Origin of the sequence: Streptomyces albidicamelliae (assembly GCF_025642175.1) — a bacterium.
Classification (GTDB): domain Bacteria; phylum Actinomycetota; class Actinomycetes; order Streptomycetales; family Streptomycetaceae; genus Streptomyces; species Streptomyces albidocamelliae.
Map to the genome: position 1 here is coordinate 4544351 of NZ_CP106795.1, position 24605 is coordinate 4568955.

The following is a 24605-nucleotide window of genomic DNA, read 5'->3' on the forward strand; positions in this document are numbered from 1 at the left end:
GCGTGGACGGTGGCCGCCCGGAGGTCCAAATCGCCGGTGGGACCGGCGCAGTGGCGGCCTGTCCGGGGCGGCCCGGGGGCCGGTGCCGGATGATTCCGCTGTGGGCGAACAGCAACCCGAATATGTGATGAATGGTGCAAGTCGGGCTGGCGCGTCCCGGGTGCCCCGGGCCCCGCCGGTCCTCAGGCGGTGCCCAGCAGGGACCCCCAGTCCTGGGCGGCGGCCCAGTCGGTGAAGGTGTGCCAGCCGACCTCGGGGTACGCGCGGCGCAGTCCCGCGACGTCGACGTCGAGGCCGGTGGTGGCGAAGTACGCGAACATGGCCGCGAGGTCGGCGGACCGGGCGCGCACCTGGTCGAGCGGCACCTCGTGATGGGTGACCGGGCGGCCGGTGGCCGAGGCGAGGACGGCCGCCATGTGCGCAGGTGTGCACGCGTCGGAGGCGATGTCGACGCGGCGGCCGGCGAACTCCGCGCGGCGCTCCAGTGTGAGCGCGGCGAACGCGCCGATGTCGGCGGCCGGGACGAGGGTGAGGGGCCGGTCGGCCGGCATGGGCCAGGCGAAGGCGCCGTCGCGCAGTCCCTCCAGGGTCCAGCCGGAGGTGTAGTTCTCCATGAAGGCCGCCGGGGCGATCACCGTCCAGGTGAGGCCGGACGCGCGCAGGTGCCGCTCGACCGCGTGCTTGCTCTCGTAGTGCGGGACCGCGGTGCCGCGGTCGGCGTGGGCGGCGGAGGTGAGCACGACGTGGCCGAGCCGGGCGGCCGCCGCCGCGTCCACGAGGGCCGTGCCCTGCCGGGTCTCCGTGCCGGTGTCGGTCTCGAACGGGGTGGTGACGGCGAAGAGCGCGTCGGCGCCGGCGAGGGCGGCGTCCAGGGAGGTGCGGTCGTCGAAGTCGGCGTACCGGACCTCGGCGCCGAGGTCCAGCAGGGTGCGGGCGGGCGGTGCGTCGGGACGGCGGGTCAGGGCGCGGACGCGGTGGCCCGCGGCGAGCAGGGCACGGGCGGTGGCTCCGCCCTGGGCGCCGGTGGCGCCGGTGACGGCGACGGTGAGCATGGTTCTCCCCCGGTCGGTAGCATTGCTGTGTGACGCAATGGCTGCGCCACGCAGGAGAATAGCGCTTATCGCTGCGCCGCGCAGTGAATTCTGAGGGGAGTCACGTGACCGACCCGCGCCGTGCCCGGCTGTACGAGGAGCTGTCGGCGGAGTCCCGCCGCTACCTGGCGGCGTACGTCCTCTTCAACCAGGCGGTCGCCGACCACCTGGGCCTGCACCCGACCGATGTGCAGTGCCTGAGCCTGCTGACCGCCGAGCCGGACCCGCTCACCGTCCGGCAGATTGCCGACATGACGGGGCTCACCACCGGCTCGGCCACCCGGCTGGTGGACCGGCTCGAACGGGGCGGCTACGTGGCCCGCACGCCCGACCCGACGGACCGCCGCCGGGTGCTGGTCACCCCCGTCCCGGAGCGCGTCGCCCGCGTCACCGCGCTCTGGGACGACCTCGGCCGGACCTGGCGGACGATCCTCGACGACCACAGCGAGGACGAGCTGGAGGCGATCATCCGGCACATGCGCCGGGGCAACGAGCTCAGCCACAGCCAGATCGAGCGCCTGCGCTCCCTGCGCAAGCCGGACTGAACCCGGTCAGCCTGCCGCCGTCGGCGCGGACTCGGACTCCCGGTCCTCCGGCGACCCGGGCGACCCGGGCGACCCGGGCGACCCGGGCGACCCGGGCGACCCGGGCGACCCGGGCGACCCGGGCGACCCGGGCGACCCCGGCGCCCCCGGCGTCTCGGGTGCCCCCGGAGCGCCGGGCGTGTCGGTCGCGTCCGGCGGAGGCGTCGGCGCACCCGGCAGCCGTACGGTCGCCACCGTGCCGCCGCCCTCGGCCGGGGCCAGGGACACCTCGCCGCCCGCCTGCTGGACCGTTCGCGCCACGATGGACAGGCCGAGGCCCGAACCGGGCAGCGCACGGGCGCTCGGGGAGCGCCAGAAGCGGTCGAAGACGTGCGGGAGTTCGTCCTCGGCAATGCCGGGGCCGTGGTCCCGCACCGTCAGCACGCCGCCGGTCAGCCGGACCTCCACGGTGCCGCCCTCCGGGCTGAACTTCACCGCGTTGTCCAGGACGTTGACGATCGCCCGTTCCAGGGCGGAGGGTTCCGCCCGGACGAACCAGGGCTCCACGTCCGCCGTCACGGTCAGCTCCGGCCCGCGCAGCCGGGCCCGGTCCAGGGCCGCCTCGACCGTGTCCTGCAGCGAGACGACCTGGACGCGCTCGCCGCGCTGCCCCTCCGAACGCGACAGCTCCTGGAGGTCGCCGATCAGGGAGGCGAGTTCGGTCATCTGCGCCTTCACGGAGGCGAGCAGCGCCTTGCGGTCCTCCGGGGGGATCGGGCGGCCCGTCTCCTCGCTGCGGGTGAGCAGTTCGATGTTCGTCCGCAGGGAGGTGAGGGGCGTGCGCAGCTCGTGGCCGGCGTCCGCGATCAGCTGCTGCTGGAGGTCGCGGGAGCTGGCCAGGGAGGCCGTCATCGAGTTGAAGGAGCGGGAGAGGCGGGCCACCTCGTCGTCGCTGTCGTCCTCCACCGGGATGCGGATGGTCAGGTCCTCGGTGCGGGCCACGTGCTCCACGGCGTCGGTGAGCTTGTCGACGGGACGCAGGCCCGCGCGGGCCACCGCGAGGCCCGCGGCGCCCGCTCCGACGACTCCGACGCCGGAGACCAGCAGGAGGATGAGGGCGAGCTGGTCGAGGATGTTCTCGGTGCTCCTCAGGGGGACGGCCACGATCAGCCCGACGTTCGGCCCGGGCTGTCCGGCGTCGGTGGTCGTCGCGCCGAGGGGACGCGTCAGGACACGCACCTCGTTGCCCTCGTTGTCGGTGCCGTTGCGGAAGTAGATCTTCTGCAGGTCGGCGTCCTTGATCTCGTCCTTGTCGGCCGAGGTGACCTTGACGGTGCCCACCGAGTTGTCGAAGACGCAGGTCTTGCCGCTCTCCGTGACCACCTGGGAGTAGTTGCGGAAGAGGCCCTCGCGCTGCGGTGTCTCGGAGCACGTGTGCAGGGCGGTGTTGATCATGTCCATCTGCGCGGAGCCGCGCAGGGCCTTCTTCAGGTCCTCGTCCACCTGCGAGTAGAGCCGCTGCTGGACGATGAACCAGCACGTCACCGAGACCGCCGCGACCGCGAAGGCCACCGCCGCCGCCACCAGCATGGCGAGGCGGGCCCGGATCGGCAGTGCCCGGTACCGGCGTGCCAGCTTCCTCACTCGGCGCCGCCCTGCCGCAGGACGTACCCCACGCCCCGCACCGTGTGGACGAGGCGCGGCTCGCCGCCGGCCTCGGTCTTGCGGCGCAGGTACATGACGTAGACGTCGAGGGAGTTGGACGAGGGCTCGAAGTCGAAGCCCCACACCGCCTTGAGGATCTGCTCCCGGGTGAGCACCTGACGCGGGTGGGCCATGAACATCTCCAGCAGGGTGAACTCCGTGCGGGTCAGTTCGACCTGGCGGCCGGCGCGGGTGACCTCCCTGGTGGCGAGGTCCATGCGCAGGTCCCCGAAGGTCAGCGCCTCGTCCTCCTGGGCCTCGGCCGACACGGCGACCGCGTACGAACTGCGCCGCAGCAGCGCGCGGATACGGGCGAACAGCTCGTCCAGCTCGAAGGGCTTGACCAGGTAGTCGTCGGCGCCGGCGTCCAGCCCGGTCACCCGGTCCCCGACCGTGTCCCGGGCCGTCAGCATCAGGATGGGGGTCGTCTCGCCCGCACCGCGGATGCGCCGGGCCGCCGTCAGGCCGTCCATGCGGGGCATCTGGATGTCCAGGACGACCAGGTCCGGCCGGTAGGCCGTCGCCTTGTCCAGGGCGTCCGCCCCGTCGACGGCCACCTCCGTGTCGTACCCCTCGAAGGCGAGGCTGCGCTGCAGGGCCTCGCGTACGGCCGGCTCGTCGTCGACGATCAGGATGCGCTGGGGGTCACGGTCGCCTTCGGCGGGGCTCATCGCTCGCGGTTCCTCGGGGTGCGGGGTCGTGTGGTCGGGGTCCTCTTCAGCCTCGCACGTTCCCGGGCCGGGAGGCGGGGAGGCGGTGAGTCAGACCCCGAGGGCGGTCAGGCTGCGCATGGTGCTCAAGCGGTTCAGCGGCACCTTCCGGCGGTGCGGCCGGGCGGCGGAGGTGCGCAGGCCCATCATCTCGGGGACCGGGGTCGGGGCCACCTCAGGCGCGCGGGGTGTCGTGGTGGGGGCGGACGCGTGCAGCTCGTGGGCGACCGCGAGGGCGAGGGTGAGGCCGGCGGGTCCCCGCTCGGCGTTGCGGTGGGAAACCATCTTGATCATGACGTGCTCCCTGCTGCTAGCTGTTCGAGCCCGCCCGGAGCTTGGCCAGGTCGGACTTGACGGTGTTGACGGGGATGGCGAAGCCGAGGCCGACGCTGCCCGCGTCCGAGGACGAGGAGGCCTGCGAACTCGACGAGTACATCGCGGAGTTGATCCCGATGACGTTGCCGCCGGCGTCGATGAGCGCGCCGCCGGAGTTGCCGGGGTTGAGGGACGCGTCCGTCTGTATCGCCTTGTACGTGGTGGTCGACGAACCGGTGTCGCCGTTGAACTCGCGGCCGCCGAACTGGAACGGCCACTGTCCGTCGCCGCCCTGGCCCTGTCCCTGGCTCTCCTCGGTGGGGACGGTGACGTCCCGGTCGAGGGCGGAGACGATGCCGCTGGTGACCGTGCCGGTCAGCCCCTCGGGGGAGCCGATCGCGACGACCGTGTCACCGACCTGGACGCCGTCGGAGTCGCCGAGGCCCGCCGCCTTCAGGCCCGAGGCGCCCTCGGCCTTGAGCAGCGCGAGGTCCTTGGAGCTGTCGGTGCCGACGACCTCGGCGGAGTAGCTCTTGCCGTCGCTGGTGCGCACCTTGACCGAGGTGGCGCCGGAGACGACGTGGTTGTTGGTGACGATCTCGCCGCCGGAGGTGACGATCACGCCGGAGCCGGTGGAGGAGCCGTTGTCCAGGGTGGCGTTCACCTCGACCACGCTCGGGCTGACCGCGGCGGCGATCGCGGCGACGTCGCCCTTCTTGCCCGTGGGCACCACGTTGGTGGTCGTGCCCGCGGAGGCGGCCGTGTCCTCGCCGGTGAGTGCCTGGAAGCCGTAGGCCGTGCCGCCGCCGACCGCCGCCGCGACGATCGCCACCGCGGCGAGGAGCGGGACCGGGCCCCGGGTGCGCTTCCTGCGCGGTGCGGGGATCACGGCCTCGGGGGCCGCCGCGGTGACCGGCGCCGTCGGGGGCTCGTACGGCGGCGGGGGCGGCCACTCGGGGTTCACGGGAGCGGAGTAGGGGTGCGGCCTGCCGTACGCGTCCTGCTGTGCGTAGGGGGCCGGGTGGGCGTCGTCCTGCGGGGTTCCGTACTCGCTTTCGCCGCTGCGGCGGATGCTCTCGGTCATGACGAAAGAGTCCCCCGCGTCGATGAGAGCTTCCTGAGTGCTCCCTGAGAAGCCCGGCAGAACCTCGTTCGCCCGATATAAGGACCCGGGACGGGAAGGCGGGGGAGCCGGTCCGGGCGGTCAGTCCAGGCAGCCGCAGGAGGCGCGGACCACCAGCCGGGACGGGAACGTCTTCAGCCGCTCCCGCCGGGACCCGGCGATCCGCAGCCCGTCGTCCAGGACGAGGTCCACCGCCGCCCGGGCCATCGCCGAGCGGTCGGAGGCGACCGTGGTCAGCGGCGGGTCGGCGAGCGCGGCTTCCTTGATGTCGTCGAAACCGGCCACCGCCAGCTGTCCGGGCACGTCGATGCGCAGTTCCCGGGCGGCCCGCAGCAGGCCGATCGCCTGGTCGTCGGTGGAGCAGAAGACCGCGGGCGGCCGGTTCGGGCCGGCGAGCACCTCCAGGGCCACGCGGTAGGCGTCGTAGCGGTTGTACGGCGCCTCGAAGAGCCGGCCCTCGGTGGACAGGCCCGCCTCGGCCATGGCCCGCTTCCAGCCCTCCACGTGGTCGGAGACCGGGTCGCCGACGGCCGGGGTGTCCGCCGTGCCGCCCATGCAGGCGACGTACTCGTAGCCGTGCTCCAGCAGGTGGCGCACGGCGAGCTGGGCACCGCCGAGGTCGTCCGTGACCACGGCGACGTCGTCGATGGCCTCGGGGCGCTCGTGCAGCAGCACCACCCGGGCGTCCCAGGCGTCGATCTCGGCGGCGGCGAGGTCGTTGAGGGCGTGGCTGACCAGGATCAGTCCGGAGACCCGCATGCCGAGGAAGGCGCGCAGGTAGTGGACCTCGCGTTCGCCGATGTAGTCGGTGTTGCCGACGAGGACCATCTTTCCCCGCTCGGAGGCGGCCTGCTCGACCGCGTGCGCCATCTCCCCGAAGAAGGGCTGGCGGGCGTCCGGGATGATCAGCCCTATCAGGTCGGTGCGGCGGGACGCCATGGCCTGGGCGACCCGGTCCGGGCGGTACCCCAGTTCCTTGATCGCGGCGAGGACACGCTCGCGCGTGGCCGGGGCGACCGGCCGGGGTCCGTTGTTGATGACATAACTGACGACGGCGGTGGAGGTCCCAGCCAGCCGTGCCACATCATCCCGAGTCACCTTGGCCACGCGCGGAGTCTACGCGGATTGACCCGCTCCGGGCAGGGCGTATCACCGCTTGGATGGGCGCGCGCAACGGCCGGCGCGAGCGTCCGTCACGCCCGCGCCGGACGATCTACGCGTCCGCGTGGAGTTCGGCCGCGTCCAGGGCGGCAGAGGTGTCCGTCTCGTCCGCTTTCGCCCGGGCCGCCTTGGTCTTGGCCTCCTCGGCGGCCCGGTCGCCCTTCTCGGGCGTAACGAATCGATAACCGACGTTCCGGACGGTTCCGATCAGCGACTCGTGCTCGGGGCCGAGCTTGGCGCGCAGCCGCCGTACGTGCACGTCCACGGTGCGGGTGCCGCCGAAGTAGTCGTAGCCCCACACCTCCTGCAGCAGCTGCGCGCGGGTGAAGACCCGGCCCGGGTGCTGGGCGAGGTACTTGAGCAGCTCGAACTCCTTGAAGGTGAGGTCGAGGACCCGCCCCTTGAGCTTCGCGCTGTACGTGGCCTCGTCCACCGAGAGATCGCCGTTGCGGATCTCCATCGGGGAGTCGTCGTTCACGATCTGCTGGCGGCCCATGGCGAGCCGCAGCCGCGCCTCGACCTCAGCGGGACCGGCGGTGTCCAGCAGGACGTCGTCGATGCCCCAGTCGGCGGTCACGGCGGCGAGGCCGCCCTCGGTGACGACGAGGAGGAGGGGACAGCCGGGGCCGGTGGAGCGCAGCAGCTGGCACAGGCTGCGCACCTGCGGCAGGTCGCGGCGGCCGTCGACGAGGATGACGTCGGCGCCGGGGGTGTCGACGAGGGCGGGCCCCTCGGCCGGGGCCACCCGCACGTTGTGCAGCAGCAGGCCGAGGGCGGGCAGCACCTCCGTCGACGGCTGGAGGGCGTTGGTCAGGAGCAGCAGAGAACTCATACGTCTGGTTCCTCCTCGGTCCCTGCGAGGACTGTGCGGACGGGCCATGCTCTGCGATCCCGAAGGCCCCGTACACCTGCGGTCACCTTGGGATTCCCGCTGCGTATACAACGCTTCCGAAAGCACAAAAGGACCCGGGGGCTACGCTGCCCGAGTCCTCTGCCCAGCAGAATAGCCCACATGAGCAACGGTCCGGCAGGTCATGTGGCACGTTCCACCGTTCGTCCGAATTCCGAGACAAGCAGACGCGCCCCTATCCGGACGTTTCTGCACAGCGCGGACGGAATTCCGATCGATTCCGTATACGATCCGGGCGCCGTCGTATACGAATCCCTTCCGGACACCGTGCGGACGGCCGCACGCGACCTCGTGTTCGTGATCGCCCACGGATTCACCGGCGAGGCCGACCGGCCACATGTACGAAGGGTGGCGCGCGTGCTGCGCCGCCGCGGCGCGGTCGTCACCTTCTCCTTCCGCGGCCACGGCCGCTCCGGCGGGCGGTCCACGGTCGGCGACAAGGAGGTGCTGGACCTCGCCGCCGCCGTGGCGTGGGCCCGCGGGTTCGGCCACGCGCGCGTGGTGACCGTCGGTTTCTCCATGGGCGGCTCGGTCGTCCTGCGGCACGCGGCCCTGTACCCGGGGACGGTGGACGCGGTGGTCTCGGTCAGTGCGCCGGCCCGCTGGTACTACCGGGGCACGGCTCCCATGCGCCGCCTGCACTGGCTGGTCACCCGCCCGGCGGGCCGCCTGGTCGGCCGCTACGGCCTGCGCACCCGCATCCACCACCGCGCGTGGGACCCGGTGCCGCTCTCCCCGGCCGAGGCCGTCCCGGGGATCGCCCCGGCCCCGCTGCTGATCGTGCACGGCGACCGCGACGGCTACTTCCCCCTCGACCACCCCCGCATGCTGGCCGGAGCGGCCGGTGAGCACGGAGAACTCTGGATCGAGCCGGGCATGGGCCACGCCGAGAACGCGGCGGACGACGCCCTGCTGGCGCGGATCGGGGACTGGGCCGCGACCGCGGCGGGCTAGCCTGAGACCATCTGTCTTCGAATCTTTTCCTGCCGTCGACAAAGGAATCAGATGCCCAAGGTCACGGTCCGCTACTGGGCCGCCGCCAAGGCCGCGGCCGGGGTCGCCGAGGAGCCGTACGACGCGGACACGCTCGCCGAAGCGCTGTCCGGCGTGCGCGAGCGGCACCCCGGCGAACTCACGCGCGTGCTGCTGCGGTGCTCCTTCCTCGTCGACGGCGACCCCGTCGGGACCCGCGCGCATGAGACGGTACGGCTGGCCGACGGCGGCACGGTCGAGGTGCTCCCGCCGTTCGCAGGAGGGTGAGGCGATGAGCGACCAGCCGTACCAGGGCGGCCCCTACGAGGGACACGACCCCTACCAGCAGCATCCCGAGCAGCAGCAGCCCGCCCCGCAGGCGTGGCCCGGTCACGAGCAGTACGGCCGGCAGGCCGGGTACGACCCCCAGTCGACGCAGCAGTGGCAGGGGCAGACCTGGGAGACGCAGACCCACGCGCCGGTGCAGGCGGCGGAGACGGCGTACCTGCCGCCGCTCCAGGAACAGCAGCAGCCCTACCAGCAGTACCAGCAGCCCCAGCAGGCGCAGCCGTACGCCGAGCCGTACGCGCAGTCCCACGGGCCGCAGGCGCAGCAGCACTACACCCCTGCCGCCCCCACCGCTCCGCGGCCCGCGCCGGCACCCGAGGCGGCGGCACCGGAGCCATCGGAGGTCTCCGGGCCGGCCTACGGGCCCGCCACGCTCGGCGGGAACGCCCAGATCACGGACGCCCAGCGGGCGCGCCTGGAGGGCCGCTCCCCGATCATCGACCCGGGCATGCAGCCGGCGGCGCTCACCGCGCTGCTCGGCCTGCTGCTGGCGGTCGCGGCGCCCGTCGGGTCCTGGGCCCTGCTCGTTCCGCTGGTGCTGCTCCAGGCCGTCACGGCGGCGGGCTGGTTCCGGCTGAACGGCATGTGGCCGGCCCGCCAGGGCATCGCCCTGGCCTTCGCGGGCGGCCTCGCGGCCGACGCGGCGGTCCTGGTCGCGGGCCGCGAGCACGCCCCGGCGGCGATCCTCGGCCCGCTCGGCATCTGGGTCCTGCTCTCGCTGGTCATGCAGCTGCGCTCGCACGCCTCGCCGGACGAGCGCATGTACGGCCTGATGGCGACGGTCGCCTCGGCGGCCCTGGCCATCCTCGCCACCGGCTACCTGGGCGCCGACCCGGACGCGGTGTCCGTGGGCGCCGCGGCGGTCGCCGTGGCCGTCCTCGCCCGCGCGCTGCCCCTGCCGACCCCGGCGTCGGTCGTGGTCGCGCTGCTGGCCGCCGCGGGCGCCGGCATCGCCGTGGGCGGCATGACCGGTCTCGGCGCGAAGGGCGCCGTCCTCGGGGCCGCGGCGGGCGTCTGCGCGCTGATCGGCCACCGGGTCGCCGCCTACGACTACCCGTCGCGGTTCGTGCACTTCACGGCGGGCGTGGCGCTGCCGCTGTCGGCGGCGGCTCCCGTCGTCTGGATCCTGGGCCGCACGCTGGGCTAGGCATCCACGCCACGGCGCACCGAAGGGCCGTACTCCCACTGGCGTCCAACCCAGGGAGTACGGCCCTTCGGTCCGTCACGGAACCCGATCAGACCGCGATGGCCACCTCGGCCAGACCGCCGTGCTGAGCCACCACCGTGCGGTCGGCCGTGCCGCCCGGCACCAGCGCGCGCACCGTCCACGTGCCCTCGGCCGCGTAGAAACGGAACTGACCCGTGGCGGAGGTGGGCACCTCGGCGGTGAACTCGCCGGTCGAGTCCAGCAGACGGACGTAGCCCGTCACCGGCTCGCCGTCGCGGGTCACCTGACCCTGGATCGTGGTCTCACCGGGCTTGATCGTCGAGGCGTCCGGGCCGCCGGCCTTCGCTCCACACATGCTGTTTCTCCAGAGGGGTCTGACCGGGAGGTCGGTCGGGTGGGTTGGTGAGGGCTTACTTGTTGGCGCCGAGCTCGATCGGCACGCCGACGAGGGAGCCGTACTCGGTCCAGGAACCGTCGTAGTTCTTGACGTTCTGCACGCCGAGCAGCTCGTGCAGGACGAACCAGGTCAGGGCCGAGCGCTCACCGATGCGGCAGTAGGCGATCGTGTCCTTGGCGAGGTCGACGCTCTCCGCGGCGTAGAGCTCCTTCAGCTCGTCGTCCGACTTGAAGGTGCCGTCGTCGTTGGCGTTCTTCGACCACGGGATGTTCCGGGCGCTCGGGACGTGGCCCGGGCGCTGCGACTGCTCCTGCGGCAGGTGCGCCGGCGCGAGCAGCTTGCCGGAGAACTCGTCGGGCGAGCGGACGTCGACCAGGTTCTGCGCGCCGATCGCGGCGACCACGTCGTCGCGGAAGGCGCGGATCGAGGTGTCCTGCGGCTTGGCCTTGTAGTCCGTCGTGGCGCGCTCGGGCACCTCGGAGCCGTCGACCAGCTCGCGGGCGTCCAGCTCCCACTTCTTGCGGCCGCCGTCGAGGAGCTTGACGTTCTCGTGGCCGTACAGCTTGAAGTACCAGTACGCGTAGGACGCGAACCAGTTGTTGTTGCCGCCGTAGAGGATCACGAGGGTGTCGTTCGCGATGCCCTTCTTCGACAGGAGCTTCTCGAAGCCCTCCTGGTCGATGAAGTCACGACGGACCGGGTCCTGCAGGTCCTTGGTCCAGTCGATGCGGATCGCGTTCTTGATGTGGTTCTTCTCGTAGGCGGACGTGTCCTCGTCCACCTCGACGATCGCGATGTCGGCGTCGTCCAGGTGGTCCTGGACCCAGTCGGCGTCGACGAGGACGTCGCTGCGGCTCATGCTCTTTCTCCTCCGGGGCAGTTACGGCGAGGCGTGCGAGTGCGAGGGGGCGCGCCGGCATGCGGGCGGCGCACGGGTGCCCTACCAGCAGGGCGAGGGTGAGATGCGGAAGTCGGGGACTTTCGCTCAGAAGGGGCGACAGAGCATGGCGGCAACGCGGCACAGGTCGACTGCCCGCCGCTTCGTGAGGTCCGCCTGTCGCTTCATGCGGTCGATCGTAGGGACGTCCGGGCGGGCATGTCACCGGCGTGTCATATCCCGAGACGCGATCGTCCGCATGGTGAGAAGGTGGAGCTGTCCGGGCGTACGGCGGACGGCGTCCGGGCGCTCCGGGGCGTCACGCATCTACGGTACGGACGCGGCCGTCTCGCCAGTCGGACGTCCGCTGTCCACCGGCGGAGTTCCTACCCCGCCAGCCTGACGTCCGAACCCTTGACGGTGATCTCCACCCCGTCCGGCGCGGCCTGCACCTTGTCCAGCTCGATGCCGCCGGGCAGCCGGTCCACGGCCTGCCGGAAGTCGGTGATCGAGCGGACGCGGTTCTCGGCGAGCGCCAGTCCGCCGATCACGGGCAGGGAGTCCGCGTGGACCTGCACCCGGTTGTGCTCGACGGTCACCGAGCTGCGCACCGAGACGGTCTTGTCGATGTGGACGGCCCCCGCGATCGCGCCCTGGATCCGGACGGCGACCTTGATCTTGCCGTCGCCGCCGTCGGAGAGGCCCACGAGCTGGGCCTTGACGCCGAGACCGACGTCGCTCGGCGCGGCCTTGGCGGCCCTCAGCAGTTCGTCGTAGGCGATCGTGGCGGTGCCGGTGGCGCTGTCCGCCGTGGCGGAGCTGTAGTCGCCGGAGAACTCGACGCCCTTCATGTCGGCCGTCAGCCGGTCGATGCGGAGGGTCCGGCCGGACTCGCCGGTGTCCGCCTCGTAGTCGTCGATGCCGACCCGGACGTCGTCCAGGGAGCCGCCCGCGAGCTGGGTGAGGAAGGGGAAGCCCCTGATGTCCACGTCCGGGGTGGCGGCCAGGTTCTCCGTCGCCCTGATCCGGTCCGCCGCCTCGCCCTCGGCGAAGTACGCGGCGACCCGGTCCACGACCACGAAGAGCACGCCCAGGACCACGACGAGGATCAGCAGTATTCGCAGGCCGCGCATGTGGTGTCCCCCCGGGTCGGTGACAGGGTGCGGAATCCGGTACGACCACGCCACCGTAACCCCGCCCGCGGGCACCGGGCCCCGATCGTCGATCACCTGTGACAGCGGGCGGTCGGACCTACTCTGGAACCATGTACGCGCGCCGGCGCCACATCTACTTCGCCATGATGGGGACGTGCATCGGGCTCTTCGTCCTGGCCTGGGGAGTCGTGCGCATCTGGTCGGTGCCCGCGGCCGTGGGCATGTGCGTCGTGGCCATGGTCATCCCGCCGGTCGCCGCGATGATCGCCAACCGCCGGGGTCCCGACGACCGCTGGTGGGACGACCCGTCCGGCGACCCCAAGTCCGACGAGTGGTGGGACGAACTGGACGGCAAGAAGCGCCCGCGCCCCTGAGGCGCGGTGGGCGGCGTCAGTACACGAGCGCCTGGGTGCCGTCCGCCAGGGCCTCCTGCACGAAGACCTGCGCGCCCGCGATCCGGACCCCGTCGAGGACGTCCTTCTCGGTGATCTCCCGGCGGGCGGCGCACTGCGTGCACAGCGTCACCCGGCCGGCCGCGAGGATCGAGTCGATCAGGTCGGGCAGCGGAGCGGCGTGCGGCAGCTCGAACTCGGCGGCCCGGCCCGGCAGCGCGAACCAGGACGACTCCCCGGTCAGCCACAGCGAGACGTCGACCCCACTGGCCACGGCCACCGCCGCCACCGTGAAGGCCTGCGAGCAGCGCTCGGGAGCGTCGGCCCCGGCCGTCACCTTGATCACAAGCTTCTTCGCCATGCCCGCATCGTAGTTCGGCCGCCCGCGGCGACCCGCGCACGCCGGTCCTCGCGGCGCACGCGGCAGCGAGCCGCGCACCTCGTCAGGAGGGCCGGAGCCCGGCCGCGTAAGCTGGGCCCCGGCTCTGTCGTACGCCCACCCTCGCTCAAGGAGCACCCGTGGAGATCTTCTTCGAAACCCTGCTGGTCCTGGTCTGCGTCGGCGTTCTCGCCTTCGCCGGTCTGACCGTGAAGAAGCTGTACCAGGGCCAGCGCTGATCCACCCCTAGGAAAGCATCCTCATGATCGAGATCCCGTCCGACCTCCACAAGGACCTGGTCCCGCTCGCCTTCCTGCTCGGCAACTGGGCCGGCGCGGGCGTGCACGACTTCCCCGGCTCGGAGAAGTGCAACTTCGGGCAGGAGGTCAGCTTCACCCACGACGGCCGGGACTTCCTGGAGTACCACTCCCACACCTGGGTCCTGGACAACGACGGCAACAAGGTCCGTCCCCTGGAGTCGGAGTCCGGCTACTGGCGGATCGACGCGAGCCGCAAGGTCGAGGTCACCATGACCCGCGACGACGGCACGGTGGAGATCTGGTACGGCGAGATGGCCGACAAGAAGCCGCAGATCGACCTGGTCACGGATGCCGTCGCGCGCACCGCCGCCGCCCAGCCCTACTCCGGCGGCAAGCGGCTGTACGGCTACGTCAAGAGCGACCTGATGTGGGTCGGTGAGAAGCAGACCCCCGAGGTCGAGCTGCGCCCCTACATGTCGGCGCACCTGAAGAAGGTCGTCACCCCCGAGGACGTCGAGCGCTGGGCGAAGGCCCTGCCGGACGACATGCCCGACGACGGCATCGCCTTTTTCAAGTAGTCCTACACTTTCGGTGTGGTGAGCACCGACTGGAAGAGCGACCTCAGGCAGCGCGGCTACCGGCTGACGCCGCAGCGCCAGCTTGTCCTCGAAGCCGTGGACACCCTTGAGCACGCGACCCCCGACGCCATCCTCGTGGAAGTGAGGAAGACGGCGTCGGGGGTCAACATTTCCACCGTCTACCGGACGCTGGAGCTGCTGGAGGAGCTGGGTCTGGTCAGCCACGCCCACCTCGGGCACGGCGCGCCCACCTACCACCTCGCCGACCGCCACCACCATCTGCACCTGGTGTGCCGGGACTGCGAGAACGTCATCGAGGCGGACGTCGAGGTGGCGGCCGACTTCACGGCCAAGCTGCGCGCGCAGTTCGGCTTCGACACGGACATGAAGCACTTCGCGATCTTCGGCCGCTGCCGGGACTGTTCGCTGAAGAGTTCAACTACCACATCGTAGGCTTGCCGTATGAAGAGCCCTCTGCTGTCCCTGCCCGGCGCCGTCCCCGCCGAAGGAGCCGACGAAGGCGTCGCCGCCCACTACGGCGACCTGTTCCGCGAGCAGCGCGCCCTGGCCGACGGCACCGGATTCGTCGACCTCTCGCACCGCGGTGTCGTCGCCGTCACCGGCGAGGACCGGCTGAGCTGGCTGCACCTGCTGCTCACCCAGCACGTCAGCGAGCTGCCGGCGGGCGAGGCGACCGAGGCGCTGATCCTCTCCGCGCACGGCCACATCGAGCACGCGCTGTACCTGGTGGACGACGGCACGACGGTCTGGGCGCACGTGGAGCCCGGCACCCAGGAGGCGCTGATCGCGTACCTGGAGTCGATGAAGTTCTTCTACCGGGTGGAGGTCGCCGACCGCACCGGGGACTTCGCGGTCGTCCACCTGCCGGCCGGATCCATCGCGGAGGTCCCCGAGGACGTCGTCGTCCGTGAGACGGCCTACGGACGCGACCTCTTCCTGCCGCGTGCCGGGCTGGAGGAGTTCGCCGCCGCGTACGGCCCGGCCGCCGGGCTCCTCGCGTACGAGGCCCTGCGCGTCGAGCACCACCGGCCGCGCCTCGGCTTCGAGACCGACCACCGCACGATCCCGCACGAGCTGGGCTGGATCGGCACGGCGGTGCACCTGCAGAAGGGCTGCTACCGGGGCCAGGAGACGGTCGCCCGTGTGCAGAACCTGGGCAAGCCGCCCCGCCGGCTGGTCTTCCTGCACCTGGACGGCAGCGACGTCCACCTGCCGGCGGCCGGTACCGAGCTCCGCCTCGCGGACGAGGGCCCCGACGGCCGCAAGATCGGTTTCGTGACGACCTCGGCGCGCCACTTCGAGCTGGGCCCGGTGGCCCTGGCCCTGGTGAAGCGGAACGTGCCCGTCGACGCGCGGCTCCTGGCCGGCGACACGGCGGCCGCGCAGGAGACCGTGGTCGAGCCGTAGCCGGCCCGGGCCGCGGGCCCCGCCCGCGGCTAGGGCCTGTCGTTTGGATCATGCCGGCGTCGCGGGGCGTGGCACGCGCATCTGCGGCGTTGTCGTCGGTTGTCGACGCTCCGCGTCGCCGCCCTCCTCCGCCTTGCAGCTGCACGCACCACGCCCCGCTCGGGTCGGCCGACAAGGCACCGTGGGCCAGGGCGGCCTGATCCAAACGACAGACCCTAGATCTCCAGCAGCACCGTGAACGGGCCGTCGTTCGTCAGCGACACCCGCATCTGCGCGCCGAACCGGCCGGTCGCCACCGTCGCGCCCAGCCCCCGCAGCTGGGCCACCACCTCGTCCACCAGCGGCTCGGCGACCTCGCCCGGGGCCGCCGCGTTCCAGGTGGGCCGGCGGCCCTTGCGGGCGTCGCCGTAGAGCGTGAACTGGCTGATCACGAGCAGCGGTGCGGCGAGGTCGCTGCAGGACTTCTCGTCCTGGAGCATCCGGATCGACCACAGCTTGCGGGCCAGCTGGGCGGCCTTCTCCCTGGTGTCCTCATGGGTCACCCCGACGAGGACGCACAGCCCCTCGCCCTCGATCGCGCCCACCGTCTCGCCGTCCACGACGACGCTCGCGCCGTCCACCCTCTGCACCACCGCACGCATGCGGACCATCATGCCGGGTCTCCCGCCAGGCGCCGCGGGGGGCCCATTATGGATCTCTTACCGCCCATCTGGGGCTGTTTCGGGGGCACTCGGTCACATTGTGGCCACTTGGGGTGGCACCATGCTTCCACACGCCGGTCGAGGGGACGGTCAGACGCACATGAGCACACCGAGCACCAGTGGGCGGCTGGGAACGCAGGGGACGTACCGGCCGCCCGCACAGCGCGGCGACGGCACCACGGGCCCGTCCCTGCCCGCCGAACCGCCCGAGCCCGATCTGGCCCTGCTGACACTGCCCGAACTGCGCGCCCTGCGCCGGGACGCCCAGCGCGACGAGGCGGACCTCAGCTATGTGCGGCGGCTGTTGCAGGGCCGGATCGACATCCTGCGCGCGGAGCTGTGCCGGCGCGGCCGGGCCTCCGTGCCGGCGCCCGCGGACGGCTCCGTGGTCGACCGGCTCCCGGAGATCCTCAAGGACGCCCCCGCCCGGCACCGTTCCTCCGCCCGCCACGTGACGCTGGGCACCCCGCACAACGAGGAGTACCGGCAGCTGGCGGCCGAGATGCTCGGCGAGGTGGAGCTGTCCGACCTCGGCGCGCGCACGGACCTGGAGCTGACCAGCGCCATGGGCCGGCTGGTCCGTTACGAGCAGGAGGTGTCCCGGCGCCGCCAGCGGCTCCAGCGCACGGCCGACGACTGCAGTGGGGAGATCGCGCGCCGGTACCGGATGGGCGAGGCGCAGGTGGACGACCTGCTGACCCGACCCGACCCGAGCTGTCCTGACCCGTCCTGACCTGACCCGTCCTGACCCGAGCGGGGCGCGGGGCCCGGAAAAAGCGGGCGACACCCCGGGAACGGCCGCCTACCGTGGGCCCCATGACCGACGTCCGCACCGTCACCGACGCCGCATTCGAGGACTGGCAGCGCGCCCTGAACACGGGTTTCCTGAGGCCGCCGGTCATGACCCCGGAGCAGCTGGCGGCCCGGCGCCTGCTGCCGGGCCGCAGGCTCGGCGCCTTCGACGGCGACCGGTGCGTGGCCACCTTCCGCTCCTTCGACCAGGAACTGACCGCGGTCGGCGGCGCACCCGTGCCCGCGGACGCGATCTCCAACGTCACCGTCAGCCCGACGCACCGGCGCCGGGGCCTGCTGTCCCGGATGATGCGCGCGGACCTCGCGGCGGCGCGGGACCGCGGCGACGTCGTGGCCACCCTGATCGCCGCCGAGTACCCGATCTACGGCCGGTACGGCTTCGGGCCCGCGACCTCGACGACCGAGTGGACCGTCGACGTGCCCCGGGCCGGCCTCGACCCGCGCTGGTCCGGGCCGGCCGACGGCGGCCGGATCGACCTGGTGGACGCCGAGGACGTGCGCAAGCTCGGTCCCGAACTGCACGAGCGGTTCCGCCGGGCCCAGCCGGGCGCGGTCAGCCGGCACGAGCTGTGGTGGCAGACGAACACCGGTGCCCTGCGCCTCGGCGGCGCCTGGACCGAGCCGTTCTTCGCCGTCTACCGGTCGGCCGCCGGCGAGGTCGAGGGCCTGGTGAGCTACGAGTCCGACGACAAGTGGCACGGCAAGCAGCCGCAGAACACCGCCGACGTCAACTGGCTGCTCACCACGACCCCGGCGGCCGGGCGCGCCCTGTGGCGGTATCTGTGCTCGATCGACTGGATCACGAAGGTCAGGTCCGGCTGGCGCGGGCCCGACGACCTGCTGCCCCTCCACCTGCCCGATCCGCGGGCCGCCCGGGTCACCGAGCACGCGGACTGGCTGTGGGTGCGGATCCTGGACGTCGTACGGGCCCTGGAGGCGCGGACGTACGACCGTGAGGGCACGCTGGTGCTGGAGGTCGTCGACGAGGGCGGGTTCGGCGGGGGCCGGTTCCGGCTGACGGCCTCTCCCGAGGGGGCGTCGTGCACCCCCGCGGCCGCGGAGGGAGCCGATCTGACGCTGGAGATAGGGGAGTTGGCGCGGCTGTGGCTCGGTGACGAGTCGGCGCTGCGGCTCGCCGCCCTCGGCCTGGTCCAGGAAGAACGAGAGGGCGCCGCCCGGAAGGCCGACGCCCTGTTCCGCTCGCCCGGGCGCCCCTGGTGCCCGGACCTCTTCTGAGGCTCCCTTCTCCCGGCGACACACCGACTGTTCATCCGTAGCGAGCTGTTCGGTGGTGACTGTGTGCTGACGATGTTCGGTTGTGGCTGCGCGTTCAGTTGTGACTGTGCGGGATCTTCAGTTGTGGCTGTGCGGGTCGTGCGCTGTGGCGCGCGCTCCGGTGGCCGCCCCCTGCCCGGGCTCCCGGCTCCCCTCCGGAAGGGAGCCCGTTCGGCCAACCACTGGGAAGCTCGACCATGTTGGGCGAGTTGGCTGCCAACTTCACTGTACTTATCTCCGCTGAGAACCGTCTCATAACCAGCAGCCGACGAACTGCCCCAAGATGGCAAGAAGTTGTAGTGTTTGTTCGTGGACCCGGAGCACGTCTCCGCCAGTGGACGGACGAGGTCACAGCGGCCCCACCCGTCACACCGCGAGATCGCCGACGAGCTGCGCGGCCGGATCAGGTCCGGCGAGCTGCGGCCGGGCGAGCGCATGCCCACCCAGGCGAGGCTGGCCGACGAGTTCGGTGTCGAGCGCGGGGTCGTGCGGCAGGCGCTGCGCGTCCTGGAGGCGGAGCAGCTGCTGACCAACGTCTCCAAGGGCAGACCGGCCACGGTGGCCGCGGTGCCGGGTACGGTCCGGCACCCTGCGGGTCCCGGGGCGCCGCCGCAGCCGACGATGGTGGGGCTCGTCCCGCGCGTGGCGGCGGCCTTCGCCGCGCCGCACGTGCGGATCGACGCGCTGTGCCTGACCTCCGTCTCGCTGACTCTGGCCATCGGTGAGCCGCTGCGGCAGATCCACGCCGGCCATGCGAAACCGGCCAAGATCGACGTCCGGGTGCTGCTGCCGAGCCGGGACATCGAGCTGGCCTTCCCGGCGCCGGTGGACGCATCCGACGGCGGTCTGCTGCACCGGCGCTGGCTGGCCCAGCGCAACGCCCAGGGCATGGTGCTGCGGCAGAACCTGCTGGCCCTGCGCACCACCCACGGCATCGACGTGGAGGTCTGCTTCCGCGCCCTGCCGTTCACCCCGCCGGTCAAGCTGTATCTGCTCAACGGCGCCGAGGCGCTCTTCGCGTACTACACGCTGGGGCGCCGTGAGCGGGAGATCGAGCACGAGCACGTGGAGCTGTACGACGCCGACGGCACCCGGTCGATGCTGTTCGCCTTCGAGCGGCGGGCCGGGCAGCGGGACGCGGCGTTCGTGGAGCAGTCGCAGAAATGGTTCGACGCGCTGTGGGAGACGATCAGTTCGGACCTGGTGCTGGCGTCATAGCGCGGGGCCGGCGAGCAGCAGCGCGAGCAGTACCGCGCCGGCGGAGCTGACCGCGGGGCTCTTGGCCTTGATGCCGACGGAGAGCAACAGCATGCCGACGATGCCGGCGGCACCGTACTTCCACTGGACGAGCTGTTCGAAGCCGACGATGAACAGGGCGGAGAAGAAGGCGAGGGCAGGCACGGTGATTCCCCCTTCGGGCTGCCGGTGGGACGTACGGGAAGCAAAAGCTCCGCCAACTTGGAAAAGTTGGCAACCAACTTCACTTAAGTTGTCCCCACTTGGTCGGTGTTCATAAACAACTTTCCGGCAACTCCCCTTAGATGGATCAGAGTTGTAGCGTTTGGTCGTGACCCAGGAGAACGTGGCAGTGAACGGCAGCAGAAGGCTCACGCCCCAGGAGATCGCCGACACCCTGCGCGAACGCATCCGCAGCGGTGTCCTCCGGTCGGGCGAGCGACTGCCCACGCAGGCCGAACTCGCCGAGGAGTTCGGGGTGGAGCGCGGTGCCGTGCGCCAGGCCCTGCGGACACTGCAACTGGCCGGGCTGCTCAGCAACGTCAGCAAGGGCAGCCCGCCGAGGGTCGCCGAGCCGCCGCCTGCCCGCGAGGAGCCCCAGCCGACCATGGTGGCCCTCGCTCCCCGGCTGACGGCGGCCTTCGAGGCACCGCACGTGCGCATCGACGCGGTCTGCCTGACCGCGCAGAGCCTGATCCCGGCCCTCGGCGAGCCGCTGCGCCTGATCCACGAGGGCCGTATCCGCCCCGAGCGGATCGACGCGCGCGTCCTGCTCCCGTCCCGGCACATCGACCTCGCCTTCCCGGTCTCGGTCGAGGCCGGCCGCGACGACGACGCCGTCCACCGGCGCTGGCTGGCGATGCGCAACGCCCAGGGGCAGGTGCTCCAGTACAACCTCCAGGCCCTGCGCGGCACCCACGACATCGACGTCCACGTCACCTTCCGCGCGCTGCCGTTCACCCCGCCGGCGAAGCTGTACCTGCTCAACGGGGTGGAGGCGCTCTACGCGTACTACATGGTCACGCGCCGCGCGGAGCCCACCGAGAGCGGGATGCTGGAGATGTACGACACCCTCGGCTCCGAATCCCTCCTGTTCTCCTTCGAGCAGCGGTCGGGGCAGCGGGACGCGGCGTTCGTGGAGCAATCGCAGAAGTGGTTCGACGCCCTCTGGGAAACCATCACCACGGACCTGACACTCTCCTAGTGACTTCTGATGCGACTTCTGATGCCACGTCTGGTGCGAATGAGATCGGGAAGCTACGGGAACTGATCACATCCGCCCGGGTCGTGCTGTGGGACTTCGACGGGCCCATCTGCCGCCTCTTCGCCGGGCACAAGGCGGAACGGGTGGCCGCGGACCTGGTGGAGTGGCTGGCGCTGCAGGGCCTGCACGGCCTGCTCACGGACACCGAACGGGAGACGCTGGACCCGCAGGTGGTGCTGCGCGCCGTGGGCCGCCGGCACCCGGGCAGCGATCTCGTCGCCGCCCTGGAGGAGCGGCTCACCCAGGAGGAGGAGCGGGCCGCCGGCTCCGCGCTGCCGACCGCGTACGCCGACCCGCTGATCCGCACCTGGACCGCCGTCGGCGCCCGGCTCGCCGTCACCACCAACAACTCGCCCCGGGCGGCCCGCACCTATCTCGAGAGCCGCGGCCTCACCGGCTGCTTCACGCCTCACCTGTACGGCCGCACGCAGGCGCTCCAGCATCTCAAGCCGCATCCGCACTGCCTCAACCGCGCCCTGAGCGCGATGGGCGCCGCCCCCGCGGACGCGCTGATGATCGGCGACTCCGCCTCCGACCTGGACGCGGCCCGCGAGGCCGGGGTGCCGTTCCTCGGCTACGCGGGCGGCGAGGACAAGGAGAAACGCCTGCGGGCGGCGGGCGCCGGACACGTCGTACGGTCGCTCGAACCGTTGCTGCGTCTGCTCCGGAGCGGGCACGCCGTGCGCTAGCATGCGCCAATCCGGGCCACCGCCCGGACGTGTGCGTGGGGAAGGGCAACGAGCCGGTCCTCGGCCGTCGGCCCGGCACGGTGAGTGGCGGACCACCCGTCGGGCTGCTCGACTGGGCCGGGAGCCGTGACGGCCACCACCTGGGAACAGTGTTCTCCCGGCCGTGTCCGCCGACGCTGTTCCGCCCCTTCCTTTTGGCGCGATCTACCCGGAGCGGCCCGTGGGCGCACCGCCTGTTCCCCGAGCCGCGGCCGGGGGGCACGCCGGCAGAATCCGCCGGGACGCCGTCGTCCGAGCCTTCGTCGCCCGTGCGGTCGCGGCCGGGCCGGCGACGGACGGCTACCACCACCGCAACCACGTCCTGCCGCTCACCGGCCCCCTCGCCGGACTGCTGGGCCTGGCCCCCGGTACACCGGTGACCGTCCGGGTGCCGCGGCCGGACGTGGTGCCCGTGGTCGTGCGCACCTGGCCGAACGAGCCGGAGATCCTGCACGCCCTCAGCGGTGTGCTGCCCGTCCCGCGATGCCTGGCGTCGGGGGAGGGGTACGCCGTCCACAGCTATGTGGCCGGGGACGTCCTCGCGGACGTCTGCGGCCCGGGCAAACCGGTGTCGGGGCCGCTGCTGACGGACCTCGCGGAGCTGTTCGCCGCGATCGTCCAGGTGCGCGGTCCGGCCCTGCCGCCGCTGCCGGCCGACCGGCCCCGCAACCACACCGACTCCCAGGGGTTCCTGCGCACCCTGGCCCAGCTCGCCGACCGCCAGATCCGGCGGCCCAACTGGCGTCGGTACGGCGGGCTGTTCGTCGCCCTCGGCGTGCCCGAGGACGCCCTGCTCCGGTTCGCCGACCGGGTGCCGGCGCTGACCCGGCGCCCCTACGGCCTGCTCCACGGCGACCTGCACCGCGGCAATCTGGTGCTGCCGTCCGCGGGTGACCCGCCGCTGCATTGCCTGGACTGGGAACTGGCGGGCTACGGCGACCCGTTGCACGATCTCGCCGTGCACCTGGTGCGGATGCGCTACCCGGACCACCAGTGGCAGGAGGCCGTCGACGCCTGGGCCGGGGCCGTGCACCGGGTGCGGCCCGCCGCGGTGGCCGGCCTGGCCCGGGACCTGCCCCACTACGTCGCCTTCGAGCGGGCCCAGTCGCTGTACGCCGACGTCGTGCGGGCCGCGCGGTCGCTGGAGGACTCCTTCGGCCCGCGGCGGCTGGAGGAGGCCACGGCCGTCGTGCACGGCGCGCTGGCGGCCGCCGCCGAACCGCTGCGGCTCGGCCGGGTGCCGCGGGAGAGCGAGATCGAGCGGGTCCTCTTCCGCCGCGGCGCGTCCGCCGGTGGCGCGCGGCCGCGCGTCCGGGGCATCGGCTGGACGCCGGACCGCCGCGTCCCCGAGCACCCCGGCTTCCCGCACTCCGCGGTCGCCGATGCGCTGTTCCTGGAGGGCGCGGCCCCGGCCGACCGGGTCTTCAAGGGCGCCGCGCACCTGAACACGGTGCTCCGGGTGCCCGGTACCGGCTTCCCCGTGGTCGTCCGCCGGGTGGCGGCCGTCGTGCTGCGGCGCGAACGCAGCTTCCTCAGCGAGCACGCCGTGCTCGGCGCCATTGCCCGCTCCGGGGTGCCCGTGGCCGCGCCCCGGGTGCTGGCACTGGGCACGAGCCACGCCACGGACCCCGAGCACCGCTACGCCGGGGACCGCTTCGCCGTCCACACCTACGAAGGCGCCGGCGACCTCGGCCGGAGCCCGGAGCACCCGGTGCACGGGCTGCGCCCGCACGAGGCCGACTGCCTGGTCGACCAGCTCGCCGCGCTGACCGAGGTCGACTGCGCCCCGATCGACCCGCTCGCCGGCCGGCCGCGCTTCTACGACTGGCTCAGCGACCAGCTCGTGGCGCTGGTCGCCGGACTGCCCCGCAAGTCCCGGCAGGTGGCCCGCCTCCTCGGCCTGCCCGACGCCCCCCGGCTGCGCGAGATCCTCGCCCGGCACCGTGTCACCGCGCGTGACAACGCGCTGCTGCACGGCGATCTGAACCCCTGGAACCTGGTGCGCCGCGAGGACCGCCCCGCGCTCACCCTCATCGACTGGGAGATGGCCCTGGTCGGGGACCCGCTGTACGAACTGGTCCGGCACATGCACCTCACCCCGACCCGGCCGGAGATCCGCGACCGCATGTTCCGCCGCTGGGACGCCCGGCTCGCCGCGCGGTTCACCGAGGGCTGGCAGGAGGACTGGCGGGTCTACCGCTGGATCGAGATCGTCCGTTCCGCCTACGTCGACCTCGACCGTCTGGTCACCGGCACGAGCCTGGACGCCCCCAACGTCCGCCGGGCGCTGGAGTCGTACGCCATGACCCTCGCCGCGGCCACGGCCTCGCTTGGCCTGTCGGCGCGCCCGCGCCGCGTCCCCCGGCTCACTCCGGGTCTGGCCTGGCCGACCGGTCCGGGCGGCGCTGCGTAGGCTCCCCCTCATGGAAGAGATGGGCCTGCGCGAGCGCAAGAAGCAGCGGATGTACCAGGACGTGTCGGACATCGCCGTACGGCTGTTCCTGGAGCGGGGCTTCGACGCGGTGTCGGTCGCGGAGGTCGCCGCCGCGGCCGGGATCTCCAAGCCGACCCTCTTCCGGTACTTCCCGGCCAAGGAGGACCTGGTCCTGCACCGGATCGCGGACCATGAGACGGAGGCGGCGCGGGTGGTCGCCGGGTCGGCCGATCCGGTGGACGCGCTGCGCCGGAACTTCCTCGCCGGGCTGGAGCGGCGCGACCCGGTCACGGGGCTGAACGACCATCCGCAGGTGCTCGCCTTCCACACGCTGCTGTACGGCACGCCGTCCCTGGTGGCGCGGGCGCACGGGCATCTGGAGCGGTCGGAGGCGGCGCTCGCCGCGGCCCTGGGCGGCGGGCTGGACGCCCGGCTGGCGGCGGGACAGATCATCGCCGTCCAGCGGATCCTCGCGCAGGACAACTGGCGGCGGATCGCGGCGGGGGAGAGCGTCGAGCGGGTGGCGCCGGAGGCGGTGCGGGCCGCCGAGCGGGCCTTCGGGCGGCTGGCGGCCGGGCTGCCGGGGGTGTCCGGGCTGACCTCCGCCGGGTCAACGTTCTGAGACCAGGTTAAAAACTTAACTCGGTTACATTTTTCCCGTAC

At 72.4% G+C, this 24605-nt stretch carries 29 protein-coding genes; 15 read left to right on the plus strand and 14 right to left on the minus strand.

Annotation, left to right across the window (positions count from 1 at the left end; all coding sequences use genetic code 11):
• Positions 1 to 182: 182 nt before the first annotated feature.
• The gene (locus N8I86_RS20895) at positions 183 to 1052 is read right to left on the minus strand and encodes an NmrA/HSCARG family protein (RefSeq protein WP_263278420.1); all 870 of its coding nucleotides are present in this window, start codon (positions 1050 to 1052) and stop codon (positions 183 to 185) included.
• Positions 1053 to 1156: 104 nt separating this feature from the next.
• Here N8I86_RS20895 and N8I86_RS20900 point away from each other — a divergent pair, with 104 nt between their 5' ends.
• Positions 1157 to 1636 carry a MarR family winged helix-turn-helix transcriptional regulator gene (locus tag N8I86_RS20900; RefSeq protein WP_263278421.1) on the plus strand — a complete coding sequence of 160 codons (480 nt, stop codon included), beginning with the start codon at positions 1157 to 1159 and terminating at the stop codon, positions 1634 to 1636.
• 6 nt (positions 1637 to 1642) lie between these two features.
• Here the strand turns inward: N8I86_RS20900 and N8I86_RS20905 are convergent, their stop codons facing one another.
• From N8I86_RS20905 to N8I86_RS20930, 6 genes are all read right to left on the minus strand, one after another.
• On the minus strand, positions 1643 to 3259 hold the full coding sequence (locus N8I86_RS20905) for a sensor histidine kinase (RefSeq protein WP_263278422.1): 1617 nt from the start codon (positions 3257 to 3259) through the stop codon (positions 1643 to 1645).
• Positions 3256 to 3990: a response regulator transcription factor gene (locus tag N8I86_RS20910; protein ID WP_073887834.1), complete on the minus strand. Its 735-nt coding sequence runs from the start codon at positions 3988 to 3990 to the stop codon at positions 3256 to 3258. Before N8I86_RS20910 ends, N8I86_RS20905 begins: the two co-directional genes overlap by 4 nt.
• Positions 3991 to 4080: 90 nt before the next feature.
• Entirely contained in the window at positions 4081 to 4323 is a 243-nt protein-coding gene (locus N8I86_RS20915; RefSeq protein ID WP_073887836.1) for a hypothetical protein, read from the minus strand.
• 16 nt (positions 4324 to 4339) lie between these two features.
• Positions 4340 to 5428, minus strand: coding sequence for a S1C family serine protease (locus tag N8I86_RS20920; RefSeq protein WP_263278423.1), 1089 nt, complete (start codon positions 5426 to 5428; stop codon positions 4340 to 4342).
• Between the two features lie 120 nt (positions 5429 to 5548).
• Positions 5549 to 6574: a LacI family DNA-binding transcriptional regulator gene (locus N8I86_RS20925; protein ID WP_073887838.1), complete on the minus strand. Its 1026-nt coding sequence runs from the start codon at positions 6572 to 6574 to the stop codon at positions 5549 to 5551.
• 106 nt (positions 6575 to 6680) lie between these two features.
• A complete protein-coding gene (locus N8I86_RS20930) occupies positions 6681 to 7460 on the minus strand; it encodes a winged helix-turn-helix transcriptional regulator (RefSeq protein ID WP_073887840.1) in 780 nt (259 codons plus the stop codon).
• A gap of 180 nt (positions 7461 to 7640) precedes the next feature.
• Between N8I86_RS20930 and N8I86_RS20935 the strand changes: the two genes are divergently transcribed.
• From N8I86_RS20935 to N8I86_RS20945, 3 genes are read left to right on the plus strand one after another with little or no spacing between them, the layout of a single operon-like run.
• Positions 7641 to 8492 (plus strand): alpha/beta hydrolase family protein, encoded by an 852-nt coding sequence (locus N8I86_RS20935; RefSeq protein ID WP_263278424.1) that lies wholly within the window; start codon positions 7641 to 7643, stop codon positions 8490 to 8492.
• Positions 8493 to 8543: 51 nt separating this feature from the next.
• Positions 8544 to 8798: a MoaD/ThiS family protein gene (locus N8I86_RS20940; RefSeq protein ID WP_263278425.1), complete on the plus strand. Its 255-nt coding sequence runs from the start codon at positions 8544 to 8546 to the stop codon at positions 8796 to 8798.
• 4 nt (positions 8799 to 8802) lie between these two features.
• On the plus strand, positions 8803 to 10005 hold the full coding sequence (locus N8I86_RS20945) for a hypothetical protein (RefSeq protein WP_263278426.1): 1203 nt from the start codon (positions 8803 to 8805) through the stop codon (positions 10003 to 10005).
• A gap of 88 nt (positions 10006 to 10093) precedes the next feature.
• Here the strand turns inward: N8I86_RS20945 and N8I86_RS20950 are convergent, their stop codons facing one another.
• The 4 genes from N8I86_RS20950 to N8I86_RS20960 all read right to left on the minus strand — a co-directional run bounded on the left by N8I86_RS20950 (position 10094) and on the right by N8I86_RS20960 (position 12433).
• The gene (locus N8I86_RS20950; protein ID WP_073887848.1) at positions 10094 to 10381 is read right to left on the minus strand and encodes a DUF1416 domain-containing protein; all 288 of its coding nucleotides are present in this window, start codon (positions 10379 to 10381) and stop codon (positions 10094 to 10096) included.
• Between the two features lie 55 nt (positions 10382 to 10436).
• Complete coding sequence (locus N8I86_RS20955) at positions 10437 to 11282, minus strand: sulfurtransferase (protein ID WP_073887850.1); 846 nt, start codon at positions 11280 to 11282, stop codon at positions 10437 to 10439.
• Between the two features lie 126 nt (positions 11283 to 11408).
• Positions 11409 to 11489 carry an Ms5788A family Cys-rich leader peptide gene (locus tag N8I86_RS39390; RefSeq protein ID WP_350751515.1) on the minus strand — a complete coding sequence of 27 codons (81 nt, stop codon included), beginning with the start codon at positions 11487 to 11489 and terminating at the stop codon, positions 11409 to 11411.
• 197 nt (positions 11490 to 11686) lie between these two features.
• Positions 11687 to 12433 carry an LmeA family phospholipid-binding protein gene (locus N8I86_RS20960; RefSeq protein WP_263278427.1) on the minus strand — a complete coding sequence of 249 codons (747 nt, stop codon included), beginning with the start codon at positions 12431 to 12433 and terminating at the stop codon, positions 11687 to 11689.
• 131 nt (positions 12434 to 12564) lie between these two features.
• On the opposite strand from N8I86_RS20960, the gene N8I86_RS20965 reads away from it, so the two are divergent.
• A complete protein-coding gene (locus N8I86_RS20965) occupies positions 12565 to 12828 on the plus strand; it encodes a DUF3099 domain-containing protein (protein ID WP_073887854.1) in 264 nt (87 codons plus the stop codon).
• Positions 12829 to 12844: 16 nt separating this feature from the next.
• Here the strand turns inward: N8I86_RS20965 and N8I86_RS20970 are convergent, their stop codons facing one another.
• Entirely contained in the window at positions 12845 to 13207 is a 363-nt protein-coding gene (locus N8I86_RS20970; protein WP_123437209.1) for a DsrE family protein, read from the minus strand.
• Positions 13208 to 13487: 280 nt separating this feature from the next.
• Between N8I86_RS20970 and N8I86_RS20975 the strand changes: the two genes are divergently transcribed.
• The 3 genes from N8I86_RS20975 to ygfZ are packed head-to-tail and all read left to right on the plus strand — an operon-like array spanning position 13488 to position 15491.
• Positions 13488 to 14063 (plus strand): heme-binding beta-barrel domain-containing protein, encoded by a 576-nt coding sequence (locus N8I86_RS20975; RefSeq protein WP_073887858.1) that lies wholly within the window; start codon positions 13488 to 13490, stop codon positions 14061 to 14063.
• A 15-nt stretch (positions 14064 to 14078) separates the two neighbouring features.
• Positions 14079 to 14516 carry a Fur family transcriptional regulator gene (locus tag N8I86_RS20980; RefSeq protein WP_073887860.1) on the plus strand — a complete coding sequence of 146 codons (438 nt, stop codon included), beginning with the start codon at positions 14079 to 14081 and terminating at the stop codon, positions 14514 to 14516.
• 9 nt (positions 14517 to 14525) lie between these two features.
• Positions 14526 to 15491 (plus strand): CAF17-like 4Fe-4S cluster assembly/insertion protein YgfZ, encoded by a 966-nt coding sequence (gene ygfZ, locus N8I86_RS20985; RefSeq protein WP_073887862.1) that lies wholly within the window; start codon positions 14526 to 14528, stop codon positions 15489 to 15491.
• Between the two features lie 215 nt (positions 15492 to 15706).
• Here the strand turns inward: ygfZ and dtd are convergent, their stop codons facing one another.
• Positions 15707 to 16132, minus strand: coding sequence for a D-aminoacyl-tRNA deacylase (gene dtd / locus N8I86_RS20990; protein WP_123439624.1), 426 nt, complete (start codon positions 16130 to 16132; stop codon positions 15707 to 15709).
• Positions 16133 to 16292: 160 nt separating this feature from the next.
• Here dtd and N8I86_RS20995 point away from each other — a divergent pair, with 160 nt between their 5' ends.
• From N8I86_RS20995 to N8I86_RS21005, 3 genes are all read left to right on the plus strand, one after another.
• Positions 16293 to 16925: an RsiG family protein gene (locus tag N8I86_RS20995; RefSeq protein ID WP_073887864.1), complete on the plus strand. Its 633-nt coding sequence runs from the start codon at positions 16293 to 16295 to the stop codon at positions 16923 to 16925.
• A gap of 83 nt (positions 16926 to 17008) precedes the next feature.
• Complete coding sequence (locus tag N8I86_RS21000; protein ID WP_263278428.1) at positions 17009 to 18241, plus strand: GNAT family N-acetyltransferase; 1233 nt, start codon at positions 17009 to 17011, stop codon at positions 18239 to 18241.
• Positions 18242 to 18583: 342 nt separating this feature from the next.
• Entirely contained in the window at positions 18584 to 19498 is a 915-nt protein-coding gene (locus N8I86_RS21005) for a winged helix-turn-helix domain-containing protein (RefSeq protein WP_263278429.1), read from the plus strand.
• Here the strand turns inward: N8I86_RS21005 and N8I86_RS21010 are convergent.
• Positions 19493 to 19681, minus strand: coding sequence for a hypothetical protein (locus tag N8I86_RS21010; protein ID WP_073887869.1), 189 nt, complete (start codon positions 19679 to 19681; stop codon positions 19493 to 19495). The two genes, N8I86_RS21005 and N8I86_RS21010, sit on opposite strands and share 6 nt — an antisense overlap.
• A 160-nt stretch (positions 19682 to 19841) precedes the next feature.
• Here N8I86_RS21010 and N8I86_RS21015 point away from each other — a divergent pair, with 160 nt between their 5' ends.
• The 4 genes from N8I86_RS21015 (at position 19842) to N8I86_RS21030 (ending at position 24564) form a co-directional block, all read left to right on the plus strand.
• Positions 19842 to 20720 (plus strand): FadR/GntR family transcriptional regulator, encoded by an 879-nt coding sequence (locus N8I86_RS21015; protein WP_263278430.1) that lies wholly within the window; start codon positions 19842 to 19844, stop codon positions 20718 to 20720.
• A gap of 83 nt (positions 20721 to 20803) precedes the next feature.
• Positions 20804 to 21469, plus strand: a complete 666-nt coding sequence (locus tag N8I86_RS21020) for an HAD family hydrolase (protein ID WP_241840720.1) — start codon at positions 20804 to 20806, stop codon at positions 21467 to 21469.
• A gap of 220 nt (positions 21470 to 21689) precedes the next feature.
• A complete protein-coding gene (locus N8I86_RS21025) occupies positions 21690 to 23921 on the plus strand; it encodes an aminoglycoside phosphotransferase family protein (protein ID WP_263278431.1) in 2232 nt (743 codons plus the stop codon).
• 10 nt (positions 23922 to 23931) lie between these two features.
• Entirely contained in the window at positions 23932 to 24564 is a 633-nt protein-coding gene (locus N8I86_RS21030; protein WP_263278432.1) for a TetR family transcriptional regulator, read from the plus strand.
• Positions 24565 to 24605 lie beyond the last annotated feature (41 nt).

What these genes read in the sequence shown, in the direction of transcription:
- N8I86_RS20895 (WP_263278420.1), bottom strand. Translation starts at nt 1,052, where the DNA reads ATGCTCACCGTCGCCGTCACCGGCGCCACCGGCGCCCAGGGCGGAGCC.
- N8I86_RS20910 (WP_073887834.1), bottom strand. Translation starts at nt 3,990, where the DNA reads ATGAGCCCCGCCGAAGGCGACCGTGACCCCCAGCGCATCCTGATCGTC.
- N8I86_RS20915 (WP_073887836.1), bottom strand. Translation starts at nt 4,323, where the DNA reads ATGATCAAGATGGTTTCCCACCGCAACGCCGAGCGGGGACCCGCCGGC.
- N8I86_RS20920 (WP_263278423.1), bottom strand. Translation starts at nt 5,428, where the DNA reads ATGACCGAGAGCATCCGCCGCAGCGGCGAAAGCGAGTACGGAACCCCG.
- N8I86_RS20930 (WP_073887840.1), bottom strand. Translation starts at nt 7,460, where the DNA reads ATGAGTTCTCTGCTGCTCCTGACCAACGCCCTCCAGCCGTCGACGGAG.
- N8I86_RS20935 (WP_263278424.1), top strand. Translation starts at nt 7,641, where the DNA reads ATGAGCAACGGTCCGGCAGGTCATGTGGCACGTTCCACCGTTCGTCCG.
- N8I86_RS20940 (WP_263278425.1), top strand. Translation starts at nt 8,544, where the DNA reads ATGCCCAAGGTCACGGTCCGCTACTGGGCCGCCGCCAAGGCCGCGGCC.
- N8I86_RS20945 (WP_263278426.1), top strand. Translation starts at nt 8,803, where the DNA reads ATGAGCGACCAGCCGTACCAGGGCGGCCCCTACGAGGGACACGACCCC.
- N8I86_RS20950 (WP_073887848.1), bottom strand. Translation starts at nt 10,381, where the DNA reads ATGTGTGGAGCGAAGGCCGGCGGCCCGGACGCCTCGACGATCAAGCCC.
- N8I86_RS20955 (WP_073887850.1), bottom strand. Translation starts at nt 11,282, where the DNA reads ATGAGCCGCAGCGACGTCCTCGTCGACGCCGACTGGGTCCAGGACCAC.
- N8I86_RS39390 (WP_350751515.1), bottom strand. Translation starts at nt 11,489, where the DNA reads ATGAAGCGACAGGCGGACCTCACGAAGCGGCGGGCAGTCGACCTGTGC.
- N8I86_RS20960 (WP_263278427.1), bottom strand. Translation starts at nt 12,433, where the DNA reads ATGCGCGGCCTGCGAATACTGCTGATCCTCGTCGTGGTCCTGGGCGTG.
- N8I86_RS20965 (WP_073887854.1), top strand. Translation starts at nt 12,565, where the DNA reads ATGTACGCGCGCCGGCGCCACATCTACTTCGCCATGATGGGGACGTGC.
- N8I86_RS20970 (WP_123437209.1), bottom strand. Translation starts at nt 13,207, where the DNA reads ATGGCGAAGAAGCTTGTGATCAAGGTGACGGCCGGGGCCGACGCTCCC.
- N8I86_RS20975 (WP_073887858.1), top strand. Translation starts at nt 13,488, where the DNA reads ATGATCGAGATCCCGTCCGACCTCCACAAGGACCTGGTCCCGCTCGCC.
- ygfZ (WP_073887862.1), top strand. Translation starts at nt 14,526, where the DNA reads ATGAAGAGCCCTCTGCTGTCCCTGCCCGGCGCCGTCCCCGCCGAAGGA.
- dtd (WP_123439624.1), bottom strand. Translation starts at nt 16,132, where the DNA reads ATGCGTGCGGTGGTGCAGAGGGTGGACGGCGCGAGCGTCGTCGTGGAC.
- N8I86_RS20995 (WP_073887864.1), top strand. Translation starts at nt 16,293, where the DNA reads ATGAGCACACCGAGCACCAGTGGGCGGCTGGGAACGCAGGGGACGTAC.
- N8I86_RS21000 (WP_263278428.1), top strand. Translation starts at nt 17,009, where the DNA reads ATGACCGACGTCCGCACCGTCACCGACGCCGCATTCGAGGACTGGCAG.
- N8I86_RS21030 (WP_263278432.1), top strand. Translation starts at nt 23,932, where the DNA reads ATGGAAGAGATGGGCCTGCGCGAGCGCAAGAAGCAGCGGATGTACCAG.